We start from the raw sequence: 14118 nt of genomic DNA, 5'->3' as shown, positions 1-14118 counted from the left end.
TACATATGAAAACGAAATGGTTATTAATTTTTATTTCTATCCTTTGGAGTAATTTATTCGCACAAGATATAGTAGGCACTTGGCAAGGAACATTAGAATTGCCAACTATTAAATTGCCTATTGTATTTCATTTTACAGAAGAAGAAAATCAACTAAAAGCGACGATGGATAGTCCTATGCAAGGTGCTACAGGGATTCCTGTTGATGAAGTGATTAATGAGAAAGGAGTGTTGGAGCTAAAAGTGAAAGCCTCAGGTCTTGTTTATACGGCGAAAATAGACGGGGATAAGTTAATAGGCACTTTTAAGCAGGCAGGAATGGAGTTTCCTTTGGTTTTGGCTAAGAAAAATAATAACGAAGTAGAGCTTCGTCCACAGACGCCGAAACCTCCATACGATTATATTACTAAAGAAGTAGAAGTCTTTAATAAAAAACAAGAAGTTAAGTTAGCTGGTACACTTTCCTTACCTCGTGAGGGAAACGATTTTCCTATCGTTGTGATGATAACAGGTAGTGGCACGCAAAATAGAGATGAAGAAATCTTTGGACATAAACCATTTTTAGTGATTGCTAATTATTTGGCAAAGTACGGCATTGGTAGTTTGCGTATGGACGATAGAGGAATTGGAGGCTCTGATGAAGGAAAACCTAACCCAACAACTGCGGACTTTGCAACGGATATCGCTTCGGCAGTAGAATATTTAACAACCGAAGACTATACGAATATTGGTTTGTTAGGACATAGCGAAGGTGGCATGATTGCTCCGATAGTTGCAGTTGATGATGTGCGAGTAAAGTTTCTTGTACTATTGGCAGCTCCGGGCATTCCTTGTTCCGAGTTACTTATCTTACAAAATGATGCTATTGCAAGAGGTTACGGTATGCCTGACTCTCTTTTGGAGCACAACAAGAAGATCAATAGATTAATGTATGATTTTATTGACAGTTATGAAGGTGATAATATAAAAGCAGATATGAGAGCTTTTATGAAGAAAGAGAATTTGCCGATAGATGAAAAGCAACTAAAAGTATTGACTTCTCCTTGGTTTCAATATTTTATCCGATTCAATCCTAATGATTATTTACAGAAGATAAAAATACCGGTTTTAGCACTTAACGGCTCTTTAGATTTACAGGTTTTAGCGGATGAAAACTTACATGGAATAGAAAAATCTTTACAAGCAACAGGAAATAAAAAGTTTGAAACCAAGAAATTTGACGGGCTTAATCATCTTTTTCAAAATGCCAAAACAGGATTGCCTGTAGAATATGGACAAATAGAAGAAACGATAAGTCTGGAAGTTTTGGAAACCATTTCCAATTGGATAAAGCAGTTATAAAATTTTTATCTTAAAATAAGTTCCTCCTTTTATTTGTATTCTTACTACAGAACCAAAAGAGATATCTAGCATAAAAACTTTAGAAGGATTGGCTTGCAAGAGATGAGATAGCGTAGCGACAATAACCCCCGCATGGGCAACAACTACCGTTTTTTCTTTGTCATTGTGCAAAATTTCTTCCCAAAATGGAACGACTCGAGCTTTCAAATCGTTAAAGTTCTCTCCGCCATGCTCCTTAAAGTTGAGTACATCATCGCCCCATCGTTTTTGGGCATCTATGGGAATTTCTTCCCATGAAACGCCCTCCCAGTCACCGAAGTCTACTTCTCTTATTTTATCTTCTAAAACAATTTCTTGCTCAGGAAATAAACATTTAGCTAGAGAGTGTGCACGAATCAGCGGACTGGAATAACATATATCAGCTTTTAAACCTTCAAGCTTAGCTTTTACTTTTTTTGCAGTTTCTTCCAAAATTTTGTCATCAACAGCTACATCAGATGCACCATAGCAATAAGAATTTCCAGCAACTGTTTTTGGATGGCGAATTAAGAAAATTTCCTTGTCAAATATATTGTCGTAAAAAGTGCTCATAATGATGTCATTCTTATTTTACCCAAAGATAAAAACTTCCGCTCAATATGAATAATAATCTATTTAAAGTTGTGAAAAATAAAAATCTAAATGGTTTCTATTGTCATGAAATTAAATTTTGGAGATTTTAGTCAATTTCTTTTATGTAGAATTATTTCGTTGAAAAACTATTATTTTAGTTGTGTAACTACAAAAATAGTTTATGTTTGTAGTGGATATCCAATTATAGATTTTTAACAAAAATAAATTGCCTATGAGAATACACCTAAAAACACAAGAAGAATAACTATATTTGTAGTTGAAATGTAAAAGATAAGTAGATATGAAACAATTAACAAAAGCTGAAGAAGAAGTTATGCAATTATTGTGGAAGCATCAGCGTGCTTTTGTGAGAAATATAATAGCAGACATGCCTGAGCCAAAACCAGCCTACAACACCGTTTCCACAGTGATACGGGTATTGGAGAAAAAAGGTTTTGTGGGGCATCAAGCTTATGGGAAAACCCATGAATATTTTCCTTTGATTTCCAAGAAAGAATATACGAGGAAATTTATGAAAAATTTTATATCCAACTACTTTAGTGGTTCTTTTCAAGAAATGGTATCCTTTTTTGCGAAAGAGGATAATATGAGTCTTTCTGACTTAGAAATGTTGATGAAAGACATTAAAAAAGATTTAGAAAAGAAAAAATAATGAGTTTAATCGTAAATTTTATCATAGAATCGGGGATTAGTCTTTCCTTTTTTGGAATAATCTACTATTTGTTTTGAGAAAGGAGACATTCTTCTTACAGAATCGCATCTACCTTTTTGTTACGATAGTATTTTCTATGGTTTTACCTTTATTACACATCCGTATTTATGAGCCTCAAATTGTGCAATTACCGGGAGTTACTGTTACTCCCGATTATAATTTCTTGTATGCCGTAACCATTTACGGGCAAGGATTTTCTAAAGAATTGGAACAAACCATTTCTTCTACGGAGGTAATTATGTGGGGGTATTTTATCGGAATGCTGTTTTTTTCTTTCCGTTTTTTATATCGATATATGCAAATTCGAAATATAAAAAATAATGGGAAACTCTTTTTTATTGACGGTGTAGAAGTGGTAAGTACCAATGAATCAATGGCTCCATTCTCTTTTCTGAATACTATTTTTATTCCTCAAGATTTAATGGATGAGGAAGGCTATCGGCAGATAATTCTGCACGAGATGGAGCATGTAAAGCAACGCCATTCGTATGATATTCTTATTTTAGAAATACTTACGATTATACAATGGTGCAATCCTTTTGTGTGGTTGCTCAAGCGTGCTGTGCATGAAAACCACGAGTATTTAGCTGATAATGCAGTGCTTGCTACAGGGGTAAAGCGCGGAAATTACAAATTGTTATTACTTAACCAATGTATGGGCGATACGATATTTATCGCAAGTCCATTCAATTACTCACTTATTAAAAACAGAATAAAAATGATGAACAAAATAAAATCACCGAAAATAGCGAATCTAAAATACCTGTTGGGTGTTTTTTTCGCGGTAGGTCTTATTGTGACCTTTGCATATGAAAATAAGCTGACTGCAACCGAAACCCAGTTTCCCGAAATGCAAGATGAAGATGTTTCAGTAAAGGTAACAATGGTAAATAAACAAACCTTAAAATTTGCAGGAGATGATAAAATTTTAATGGAGATAAGGAAACTTATAGGCGGAGTAGCTGGAGAGAAACGAGAAAAATTAATTCTTTCTATCAATACTGATAATCCTCAGTCGTTTACAGTAAATTGGAGTAATGAAAAAAATGCATTAAAAACTACTGGAACTAAGGTTGATAATGATAATAAAGATAAGAGAATCTTTGTTAGGGTTGAACAAATGCCTGCATTTCCTGGAGGTCAGAAAGCGATGTTAAACTTTTTAGCAGAAAACATTAAATATCCAAAACAAGCAGTAGAACAGAATATTGAAGGGAATGTTTATCTAAAGTTTGTCGTAACAAAAACCGGGGATGTTGGCGACGTTCAAGTACTAAGAAGCCCTCACGAACTGCTCTCGAATGAAGCGATACGTGTAGTGAAACTGTTGCCAAAGTTTAAGCCGGGAATGCAACGGGGGCAAGCTGTAGATGTTTGGTATCAGATGCCTGTCAGATTTGAAAATGTGCCTCCAGCAACAAATAAAGAAAAGAAATAGAAAATATAGTTATTCCGACTATAAGAAAAAGTCATATTCACTATTGAGGTGGATATGACTTTTTTATAAGATGCTAGTGCATCTATTTAGAACTGGTAACCGATAGTGAATTTCACGGTACTGATATTATAATCGTATGAACTGTTGTATTCAGTGAAAGTATTTTCTTGGCTATAATATTGGTATGAAGCATCCATAAATACATTTTTATATCGGTAACCTACACCTGCAGAATATTGTGAGGCTTCTTGCTCCATGCCTGAGTTATCTTCATACATATTGCCAAAGTAATTATAACCACCACGCAGTGAAAATTGGTTACTTAAACGAACTTCTGCACCTACTTTCAAATTTCCTGTCATCTTGAAAGTATTTTTAATTTCTTCATTCACGATGTTAAAATCACCATCAGTGAATTTTGAAGATGAATAGTCAATTAAATCATAGTCAATGCTGATTAAACCATTCTGTCCAAAGATATACGAGCCTCCAAAGCTAAATTTCCATGGAGTTTGGAAGTTGTATTCATAGATTCCAATTGTCCCGTCGATGGGCTCTAACGCAACAAATTCTTTTCCTTCCCCTTCATATGGTTCTTCTATAAATACACTTTCCATACGGTATAGATATTCTTCTTCCATACTGAAATAAGTAGGTGTGTGAATGGCTAAACTTAGTTTTAATGGAATGATGGGTCTGAAGATTAGACCAGCTTTAAAGTTAATACCTGTACCTCTCGTGCGAAGATCTTTGTCATAATAAAACTGATCTAGAATGGACTCGCTATTAACATCGGCTATATGCTCCGAATAGTTATCAATACTTTTGAACTCAATAGACTGCAAGCCTACAGTGGCACCAAAATAGAGTATGTCATCAAAGTTTCCGGCAGCACTAAAAGCAACTTCACCTGCACTTCCCTCATCTTCGATGAAATGAGAAATATTCATAATATCAGTATCGTACAAGTCAGACATATAAGTATTAGGAACATCAGGATTCTCATAAATAAGATTACTTTCATAAGCCAGCGCAGGGAGCAATCCCGCATAACCTTTATAAACTTCATCAGGTGTAAAGCCCTCTGCAGCATGTGAAATATCATCTAACCTTGAATTGGGACTGCCGAGATTAGCAAGTTTATATTCACTATTGTAGTTTGCACCTTGTGTATAGGTGACTCCAAAATTCCAATTTTTAATATCAGATGAGTCGTCTATAGTTGTGAAAACAAAACCAACTTGAGGAAGTATAAACGTATTATCATCACCACTTAAACCATTGCCATCATATTCACTAAAATGCATACCTGGTGTAATAGAGGCGCTAGAATTACGATAGATAGCTAATCCTGCGGGGTTATTGCTTGTTACGCTAAGGTCACCGCCGAGACTCCCGAATGCACCTCCCATGGCTGAGGAACGAGCTGTTCCAAAAAAGTTGAAATTGGAGTATCTAATTGCGTCTTCGTAAGTTTGTGCACCGACTAATTGTACTATGCAAAGAGAGAATGCTATGATAAGTATTTTTTTCATGTTCTTTTATTTAAAAGTGCTAAAAAAAGAGCCACATATTATAGAAGGTAATATATATGGCTCTATTTATTTATATGTTTATAAATCCTCTTCGAATTTTATTATACATAAATTATCGTCTATTTCTTGTTCTAGTAGATCTGCTTGGAGTGCTGGTTTTTGTAGATCTTGTTGAAGTGCTACGAACCGAAGTGTTACGACTAGGCGAAGGTGAACGGTTTACCTTGCTTCTCGGAGTAGTTGTCCTATACGTACTTGTACGCTTAGGTGCTTTAGTACTTACAGAACTACGATTACTCTTTCTTGCCGGGCTTGTCGTTTTGCGATATATTGTAGGCGTACTCCTTCGTATATTTTTATTGCTGTTCATACGTCTATATTCTTGTGGAGTACTTCTTCTATAAACCCTTGAGTTCGTGTTTGGCTTGTTTACACTCTGTTTTGGTGTAGCTGTACTTCTTCTATAACTCGTCGAAGATTTTTCAATACGTCTTACATATGGCGCTTTGCCTTGGTGTACAGTATTTCTAGAAACTCTGCGTTTAACTGCACTATTCGTTTTATTGTCTTGAATATTAGGATTTCTTCTTCGTATGTCATTCTTATTGGTTGACAATCTAGAATCATGCGTTTTAGAAGATCTTCTAAAACTACTGTTGTCTGTATTCTTTCTATTATCTGCCAATGCACTGTATCTTCTGTTCATATTTTCAGCACGAACTCTTTGAGCTTTAGCACTGCTATTATTCGTTCTTCTATCAGAAATAAGACTTTGTCTTCTAGAATTTTTACTCCTGTTACTATATTCACGAGGACGTTGTGAATAGGTGTAATGATCTCTGTAATATTTAGTGTAATAATAACTGTCATAACGGTAGTAAGGAGTGTAGTAACGATGTCTCCATCCTGCATATGGATAATACCAAGAACTGTAGAAAGGTGAATATCCATAATAGAATGGGTTACCCCAGTATGGGCTATAGTAATAGTCCCAATAAAATGGGTCGTAATAATGAGTGTAATAAGGGCGATAAACTGGACTGTAATAAGCTCCTCCCCATCCAAAGTTAAATCCAAAATAGAAATTTGAATAGAACCTAGGCTGAGCATAAACGCGTGTTACTGTAGTGGGTTGCCATAATACATAACTATCTTCATAATATGCATCCGCTTGAGGATTGTCGGCGTTTACATCGCCAGTGTTGTAAAGTGAAACTTCTTTTTGAATTTCATGCTTTGGCGTAAGTCCTTGAGTATCTTCCACCCATGTAACTTCTTCTTCATAAGTATTTTGTGCATAGTTTGAATCTTCCTGTTTCTCCCTTAGCATCTGTGCATACTTTTCTTGCGCAACAGAAAAATCTTCTGCTTTATCATTAGCACGATATGTCCTTTTCACTTCTTTTTTCTTTACAATCTTAGGTTTTTCAACCTTTTTTGATGTATCTTTAGAAGGAGAGTAGTACACATCGTCTTGGTAGGTTTGTGCAGAAATTCCTACTGTCCCCAGTAGAAAAAATGCGAATAAAACTACCGCATCGTTGGTTTTTTTGAGTAATGTTTTCATTGTGTGTTTCTCCTATTCGTAATTTAACAATTAAATCTTTACTTTTGCAGTAAATATAATGATTTGTTTGTAAAAGCACAAAATCCATACCATAAATAAGAATGGCAAAAGTTTTAACATTTAGAGAAGAGAATTATTCAGCTTGGTACAACGAGTTGGTAGTAAAGGCAGACCTTGCTGAGAATTCAGCAGTAAGAGGTTGTATGGTTATAAAACCTTACGGATATGCTATTTGGGAAAAAATGCAAAGGGTCCTAGATGACATGTTTAAAGAAACCGGACATCAAAATGCGTATTTCCCTTTATTAATTCCAAAATCTTTCTTGAGTCGTGAGGCGGATCACGTAGAAGGATTTGCTAAAGAATGTGCAGTAGTGACACACTATCGACTGAAAAATGCTGACGATGGGAGAGGAGTGGTAGTGGATCCAGAAGCAAAATTAGAAGAAGAGCTGATTATTAGGCCGACTTCTGAAACGATTATCTGGAATACTTATAAAAATTGGATACAGTCCTATAGAGATTTGCCTGTACTTTGCAATCAGTGGGCAAACGTGATGCGCTGGGAGATGCGTACGCGTTTGTTTTTACGCACTGCAGAGTTTCTATGGCAAGAAGGGCATACTGCACACGCTACAAAAGAAGAAGCAGAGTATGAAACTAAGCAAATGATTGATATTTATGCAAAGTTTGCAGAAGAGTGGATGGCTATGCCCGTTATTCAAGGCGTTAAGTCTGAGAGTGAGCGCTTTGCCGGTGCATTAGATACCTACTCTATTGAAGCATTGATGCAAGATGGTAAGGCATTGCAATCAGGAACTTCGCATTTCCTTGGACAGAATTTTGCCAAAGCTTTTGATGTGAAATTCACCAACAAAGAAGGAAAAGAAGACTATGTGTGGGCTACATCATGGGGTGTTTCTACACGCTTGATGGGTGCACTGATAATGGCACATTCTGATGATCATGGATTGGTATTGCCTCCTAAATTAGCGCCAATCCAAGTGGTAATTGTCCCAATTTTTAGAAATAATGAGCAGTTAAGTGCAATTTCTGAGAAAATAAATCCTATCTTAGATGAGTTAAAAACTAAAGGTATTTCAGTTAAATTTGATGATAGTGATACAAAAAAACCAGGATGGAAATTTGCAGAATACGAATTGAAGGGTATTCCTATTCGTCTAGCAATGGGAGGTAGGGATTTAGAAAACGGAACTATTGAAGTAGCACGTCGTGATACTTTGACAAAAGAAACCGTTCCCTTTGATGGATTAGTGGATTATATTGAAAACCTACTGGAAGAGATACAATCAGCGATCTTCAGAAATGCTAAAAAGTACAGAGACGATCACATTACAGAAGTTGATGATTATGAGGAGTTTAAAGAGTTGTTAGAAACGAAAGGCGGCTTCTTATCTGCGCATTGGGATGGAACGGTAGAGACAGAACAAAAAATAAAAGAAGAAACAAAAGCTACAATTAGATGCATTCCGTTAGATAATAAACAAGAAGAAGGGAAATGCATCCTTACAGGTAAGCCGTCGAAACAAAGAGTACTTTTTGCTAAAGCATATTAGAGATTATGGAAGAGAATTTGACACATAAAATAATAGATACGCTAAAGAGTAAAGCAACACTAAAACAAAAAGTTTTTGATACAACACTCAATACTCTGAAATTAATTGAAGAAATTATATCTGAGATTGAACAAGAATACAATGAATTATTAGACGGAGAAGACAATCGCATTAAAGTTCTACACCATAAAACAGGAATTTATGATTTGCAATTAAAATTAGGCTCTGACATCCTCATTTTTAGTATGCACACAAATGTTTTCCAATTCAATAAAGAGAATATTATCTGGAAACATTCCTATATGAAAAATAATCCGGACAATGGTTATGTGGGGCAGATATCTATTTATAATTTTTTGACAGATTCTTTTGTGTACAATCGAAATGATGATATCGGCTATTTGGTTGGCCGTATCTTCGTCAATAGGGAAAATCATTATATGGTAGAAGGGAAAAGACAAATGTCTTTCCGCGATAAGGATATCTCAGCATGTGAAGTGAATAAAGAAAACTTAAGGCATGTTATTGAGACAGCCATAAATTATACAATAAATTTTGATTTGCTTGTACCTCCATATGATATGATAAAGTTATCTACTGTGGGGCAGATGCAACAGAAGGCACAAGACAATAAAATCCAAACAGGAAAACGTTTAGGATTTCAATTTAATACAGACGACGTATAAAAACAATAATAAAAATTAGATATCATGACAGATGTAGTAAAAAGATTTTTAAATTATGTAAAAATATATACAGATTCAGACCCAACCACAGGAGTGACTCCGAGTACTGAGCGTCAAAAAGATTTGGCTAAGATTTTAGTACAAGAGCTTTTAGATTTAGGACTAGAAGATGCTCACATGGATGATAATTGCTATGTAATGGCAACACTTCCTTCAAATATTGATAAGAAAGTGCCTACTGTTGGTTTTATTGCTCACATGGATACCAGTCCTGATTTTTCTGGGAAAGATGTTAAGCCACGCACCATAGAAGATTATGATGGTAAAGATATCGTTTTAAACGAAGAGCAAAACATTGTAATGACAACGAAAGATTTTCCAGAATTGTTACAATACAAAGGTCAAGATATTATTGTAACTGATGGTACTACTTTGTTAGGAGCTGATGATAAAGCAGGTGTTGCTGAGATTATGTCTGCAGTCGCATATTTGGTTGAAAATCCAGATATAAAGCATGGAACTATAAAGATAGGATTTACTCCTGATGAAGAGATTGGTGAGGGTGCAGATCATTTCGACGTGGAGAAGTTTGGTGCTGATTTCGCTTACACTATGGATGGTGGTGAAATAGGAGAATTAGAGTTTGAAAACTTTAATGCCGCAGGAGCAGTTGTTACTTGTAAAGGACGCAGTGTACATCCAGGCTATGCAAAGGATAAAATGGTCAATTCTATGCTTATTGCTCAAGAATATATGAACCAATTGCCAGCAAGTGAGGTTCCACAAAAAACAGAGGGCTATGAAGGTTTTTATCATTTAGTAGATATTCAAGGTTCTATCGAAAAGACAACATTGCAATATATGATAAGAGATTTCGATAGAGAGCACTTTGAAAACAGAAAGCAATTCATGAAAAATGTGGCAGACCAGATTGCTCAAAAGTATGGTCAAGAGTATATAGATATTGAAATTAAAGATCAATACTATAATATGAGAGAAAAAGTGGAGCCACAAATGTATATTGTTGACATTGCACGCCAAGCAATGGAAGAAGAGGGCATAAAGCCTAATGTAAAAGCGATACGTGGAGGTACTGATGGAGCTCGCTTATCATTCATGGGATTGCCTTGTCCAAATATTTTTGCCGGGGGACATAATTTCCACGGGAAATTTGAATACGTACCAATCCCATCTATGCAAAAAGCCACAAAGTTAATCGTGCGTATTGCAGAAAATATTGGTAAGCAGTAAAAAATGCAAGCTGTAAGAGTTGATAATTATGAGCACTTTCGTGCGAAACTTTTGCAGTGGGCAAGCAACTTCGATTGTTGTGTATTTTTAGAAGACACTTTTACCAAAACGATAATAGTTGGTGTAGGTGTAGAGAAAGAATATAATACAATTGAAGGATTACCTAAAAATGAGTGGATGTTTGGATACATTTCCTACGACTATAAAAATAAATTAGAAGATTTGGTTTCGGAACATCCCGAGACCATTTCTTTTAATGACGCTTATTTTTTTCAACCAGCGAATGTGTTTATACTGACTGGAACAGAGTTTTCTGTACAAAAAAGTGATTTTGACATAGAGAACTTAACAGAGCAGATTCTGCTAACGTCTATAGAAAAGTCGGATACAACCGAAGTTGATGTTACGAATCAGTTATCAAAACAAGAATATCTTTCAAGAGTCCAGGCATTACAAAAACATATTCACAGAGGTGATATCTATGAAGTAAATTTTTGTCAAGAGTTCGTAGCAGAAGATGCAAAGTTGAGTCCGGTTTCTCTTTACAATCAATTAATCGATGTTTCTCCGACTCCATTTGCTTCTTTTCTAAAGCATAACGGTAAGTATGCATTATGCTCGAGCCCCGAGAGATATGTGAAGAAAGAGGGGAATGAAATCATTTCACAACCCATAAAAGGAACTGCAAAGCGAGGAGCTTCTTTGGAAGAAGATAAAATGTTGATTGAGGCATTGCAAACGAACCCTAAAGAAAGAGCAGAGAATGTAATGGCTGTTGATGTAGTTCGTAACGACTTTGCTCGCGTGGCAAAACCCGGAACAGTTGAGGTTCCTGAGTTATGTAAGGTATATACTTTTCAGCAATGGCATCAAATGATATCAACGGTTACTGCCAAACTCCCAGCTAATGCAACCTTGAATGACGTGGTCAATGCAACTTTCCCTATGGCATCAATGACGGGAGCTCCTAAAATAAGTGCAATGCAACTCATAGAGCAGTATGAGGTAAGTAAACGGGGATTGTATTCGGGAGCCATTGGTTATATTCAAGAAAATGGGGATTTTGATTTCAATGTAGTCATCAGAACAATTCTATACGATAGCAATAATCAAAAGCTTTCTTACACCGTCGGCGGTGCAATCACTGCTGAGGCAGATCCAGAAAAAGAATATGAAGAGTGCCTGTTAAAAGCCTCTGCTATCAGACAAATTTTATCGGGAGAATAAAGCTACATCTGAACAGCTTTTAGTTCAAGTGATAAACCACAACTTGAAATTTCGTATCTTTGCAAAAAATTAGAGGATAATATATGAGTAACTTATTGGTAGATAGATTAGAAGGATTGTATGTACGCTTCAGAGAAGTAGGTGAGCAAATCACCGACCCTGATATTATGCAGGATATGAAGCGTTACGTGAAGTTGACCAAAGAATATAAAGAATTAGAAGACATCACCAAAGCGGGTGATGAATATAAAGAAACCATAGAGCGTATTGAGGAATCTAAAAATATTATAGCTAATGAAACCGATGAGGAATTTCGGGAGATGGCTAAAATGGAATTGGATGAATTGGAAGAAAAGTTACCAGTAATTGAGCAACGGATCAAGATGTTGTTAGTTCCTGCTGACCCTGAAGATGCGAAAAACGCTATCATGGAGATTCGTGCGGGTACTGGAGGTGATGAGGCAAGTATTTTTGCAGGAGATTTGCACCGAATGTATACCAAATATTGTGAATCAAAAGGCTGGAAGGTTTCCATAAGTAGCGTAAGTGAAGGGACATCGGGCGGTTACAAGGAGATTGTAATGAATGTAGAGGGCGACAACGTGTATGGGACTTTGAAATATGAATCTGGAGTGCATCGTGTACAACGTGTTCCGCAAACAGAAACACAAGGGCGTGTTCATACGTCGGCTGCCAGTGTGGCAGTATTGCCTGAGGCTGAGGAGTTCGATATTGATGTGAAAGAAAGCGATATCCGTAAAGACACTTACTGTTCATCGGGTCCGGGTGGTCAATCTGTAAATACAACATATTCTGCAATACGTTTGACGCACATTCCTACAGGGATTGTTGTCACTTGCCAAGATCAGAAATCACAAATTAAAAACCTTGCGAAAGCTATGGTTGAGTTGCGTTCACGTATCTATGCCCTGGAACATCAAAAATATTTGGACGAGATTGCAGGAAAACGTCGTACAATGGTATCAACTGGAGACCGTTCTGCAAAAATTCGTACGTATAACTATCCACAAGGACGTGTTACAGATCATCGTATTAATTTAACGCTATACAATCTATCTGCTGTTATGGATGGTGATATACAGGAGATTATAGATAAATTGCAAACGGAGGAAAATATCGAAAGATTGAAAGAAAGTGGGTTATAAAAATAAACCCACTATATCTTTTCAATACCAGTAATTTCCAAAGAATTATCTACTTTTCGAATCATGCCTTGAAGTGCCTTCCCAGGCCCTACTTCAGTAAATGAAGTTGCACCATCAGCTACCATATTCTGCACTGTCTGCGTCCAATAAACAGGTGAAGTCAATTGAGCAATTAGGTTTTCCTTGATTGTTTTAGCATCTGTGTGGGCTTTGGCATCCACATTTTGATAGATGGGACAGATTGGCTCGTGAATTTCTGTTTTTTCAATGGCTTGTGCCAATTTCTCATGTGCTGGCTCCATCAGTGGTGAATGAAATGCTCCACCAACTTTTAAAATAAGAGCCCGCTTAGCGCCTTTTTCTTTCAGTGCTTCACACGCTTTTTTAACTGCATCTATCTCACCTGAGATAACCAATTGTCCAGGGCAATTATAATTTGCAGGAACGACTACACCATCAGTTTCAGTACAAACTTTTTCAACAATTTCGTCTGCCAATCCTACTATAGCTGCCATTGTTGAGGGTGTAATATCACAAGCCTCTTGCATGGCATTAGCTCGCTTCGATACTAATGTCAAACCATCTTCAAAAGACATGGCTTTAGTTGCTACTAATGCAGAGAATTCTCCTAAAGAGTGACCTGCAACCATAGCTGGCTTAAATTGTTCCCCTAAATATTCCGTCAATAGTACGGAATGTAGAAATATAGCAGGTTGGGTTACTTTTGTTTCCTTTAAATTTTCCTCAGTTCCATGGAACATAAGGTCTGTAATAGAAAATCCTAAAACCTCATTAGCCCTATTAAAGAGTTCCTTTATCTTAGGAGAAGCTTCATATAAATCTTGTCCCATACCAACGTGCTGTGCACCCTGTCCAGGAAATACAAATGCTTTCATTTTTATTTTTTTAATGAAAAATTTCTAAAATCAGGTTCAAAGATAAAAAAATCAATTTTAAGATATTGAAAAAATTAAACAATAATGAAA

Annotated in this window: 12 protein-coding genes; 8 read left to right on the top strand and 4 right to left on the bottom strand. The window is 36.2% G+C overall.

Features of this window, described 5'->3' with window-relative positions; all coding sequences use genetic code 11:
* The first annotated feature begins 5 nt into the window (after positions 1-5).
* The gene (locus C7377_RS00850) at positions 6-1340 is read left to right on the top strand and encodes an alpha/beta hydrolase family protein (protein WP_116495451.1); all 1335 of its coding nucleotides are present in this window, start codon (positions 6-8) and stop codon (positions 1338-1340) included.
* Here the strand turns inward: C7377_RS00850 and cobC are convergent.
* Positions 1335-1931 carry an alpha-ribazole phosphatase family protein gene (gene cobC, locus C7377_RS00845; protein WP_116495450.1) on the bottom strand — a complete coding sequence of 199 codons (597 nt, stop codon included), beginning with the start codon at positions 1929-1931 and terminating at the stop codon, positions 1335-1337. The genes C7377_RS00850 and cobC overlap by 6 nt on opposite strands.
* Positions 1932-2253: 322 nt before the next feature.
* Here cobC and C7377_RS00840 point away from each other — a divergent pair, with 322 nt between their 5' ends.
* The gene (locus tag C7377_RS00840) at positions 2254-2625 is read left to right on the top strand and encodes a BlaI/MecI/CopY family transcriptional regulator (protein ID WP_116495449.1); all 372 of its coding nucleotides are present in this window, start codon (positions 2254-2256) and stop codon (positions 2623-2625) included.
* Positions 2626-2761: 136 nt separating this feature from the next.
* Complete coding sequence (locus C7377_RS00835) at positions 2762-4123, top strand: M56 family metallopeptidase (RefSeq protein ID WP_116495448.1); 1362 nt, start codon at positions 2762-2764, stop codon at positions 4121-4123.
* A gap of 86 nt (positions 4124-4209) precedes the next feature.
* Here C7377_RS00835 and C7377_RS00830 read toward each other — a convergent pair whose 3' ends face one another.
* Together C7377_RS00830 and C7377_RS00825 are read right to left on the bottom strand one after the other, a co-directional pair.
* Positions 4210-5658 (bottom strand): OmpP1/FadL family transporter, encoded by a 1449-nt coding sequence (locus tag C7377_RS00830; protein ID WP_116495447.1) that lies wholly within the window; start codon positions 5656-5658, stop codon positions 4210-4212.
* Positions 5659-5770: 112 nt separating this feature from the next.
* Positions 5771-7225: a hypothetical protein gene (locus C7377_RS00825; RefSeq protein ID WP_116495446.1), complete on the bottom strand. Its 1455-nt coding sequence runs from the start codon at positions 7223-7225 to the stop codon at positions 5771-5773.
* 101 nt (positions 7226-7326) lie between these two features.
* Here C7377_RS00825 and proS point away from each other — a divergent pair, with 101 nt between their 5' ends.
* From proS to prfA, 5 genes are all read left to right on the top strand, one after another.
* The gene (proS, locus tag C7377_RS00820) at positions 7327-8802 is read left to right on the top strand and encodes a proline--tRNA ligase (protein WP_116495445.1); all 1476 of its coding nucleotides are present in this window, start codon (positions 7327-7329) and stop codon (positions 8800-8802) included.
* Between the two features lie 5 nt (positions 8803-8807).
* Positions 8808-9488 carry a hypothetical protein gene (locus C7377_RS00815; protein WP_116495444.1) on the top strand — a complete coding sequence of 227 codons (681 nt, stop codon included), beginning with the start codon at positions 8808-8810 and terminating at the stop codon, positions 9486-9488.
* A 24-nt stretch (positions 9489-9512) separates the two neighbouring features.
* On the top strand, positions 9513-10739 hold the full coding sequence (pepT, locus tag C7377_RS00810) for a peptidase T (RefSeq protein WP_116495443.1): 1227 nt from the start codon (positions 9513-9515) through the stop codon (positions 10737-10739).
* Between the two features lie 3 nt (positions 10740-10742).
* Complete coding sequence (locus C7377_RS00805; protein WP_116495442.1) at positions 10743-11966, top strand: anthranilate synthase component I family protein; 1224 nt, start codon at positions 10743-10745, stop codon at positions 11964-11966.
* An 83-nt stretch (positions 11967-12049) separates the two neighbouring features.
* Positions 12050-13132, top strand: coding sequence for a peptide chain release factor 1 (gene prfA / locus C7377_RS00800; protein WP_116495441.1), 1083 nt, complete (start codon positions 12050-12052; stop codon positions 13130-13132).
* 11 nt (positions 13133-13143) lie between these two features.
* Here the strand turns inward: prfA and fabD are convergent, their stop codons facing one another.
* Positions 13144-14028, bottom strand: coding sequence for an ACP S-malonyltransferase (gene fabD / locus C7377_RS00795; protein ID WP_116495440.1), 885 nt, complete (start codon positions 14026-14028; stop codon positions 13144-13146).
* Positions 14029-14118: the final 90 nt, after the last annotated feature.

Origin of the sequence: Balneicella halophila (assembly GCF_003096835.1) — a bacterium.
Classification (GTDB): domain Bacteria; phylum Bacteroidota; class Bacteroidia; order Bacteroidales; family Balneicellaceae; genus Balneicella; species Balneicella halophila.
The sequence above is the reverse complement of the archived record's forward strand: the minus strand, read 5'-3'. Positions and strand labels throughout refer to the sequence as shown.

Excerpts from the sequence above, each read along its gene's own strand:
- C7377_RS00825 (WP_116495446.1), bottom strand. The coding sequence starts at position 7,225 with ATGAAAACATTACTCAAAAAAACCAACGATGCGGTAGTTTTATTCGCA.
- proS (WP_116495445.1), top strand. The coding sequence starts at position 7,327 with ATGGCAAAAGTTTTAACATTTAGAGAAGAGAATTATTCAGCTTGGTAC.
- C7377_RS00815 (WP_116495444.1), top strand. The coding sequence starts at position 8,808 with ATGGAAGAGAATTTGACACATAAAATAATAGATACGCTAAAGAGTAAA.
- C7377_RS00840 (WP_116495449.1), top strand. The coding sequence starts at position 2,254 with ATGAAACAATTAACAAAAGCTGAAGAAGAAGTTATGCAATTATTGTGG.
- C7377_RS00830 (WP_116495447.1), bottom strand. The coding sequence starts at position 5,658 with ATGAAAAAAATACTTATCATAGCATTCTCTCTTTGCATAGTACAATTA.
- pepT (WP_116495443.1), top strand. The coding sequence starts at position 9,513 with ATGACAGATGTAGTAAAAAGATTTTTAAATTATGTAAAAATATATACA.
- C7377_RS00850 (WP_116495451.1), top strand. The coding sequence starts at position 6 with ATGAAAACGAAATGGTTATTAATTTTTATTTCTATCCTTTGGAGTAAT.
- cobC (WP_116495450.1), bottom strand. The coding sequence starts at position 1,931 with ATGAGCACTTTTTACGACAATATATTTGACAAGGAAATTTTCTTAATT.
- fabD (WP_116495440.1), bottom strand. The coding sequence starts at position 14,028 with ATGAAAGCATTTGTATTTCCTGGACAGGGTGCACAGCACGTTGGTATG.
- C7377_RS00835 (WP_116495448.1), top strand. The coding sequence starts at position 2,762 with ATGGTTTTACCTTTATTACACATCCGTATTTATGAGCCTCAAATTGTG.
- prfA (WP_116495441.1), top strand. The coding sequence starts at position 12,050 with ATGAGTAACTTATTGGTAGATAGATTAGAAGGATTGTATGTACGCTTC.
- C7377_RS00805 (WP_116495442.1), top strand. The coding sequence starts at position 10,743 with ATGCAAGCTGTAAGAGTTGATAATTATGAGCACTTTCGTGCGAAACTT.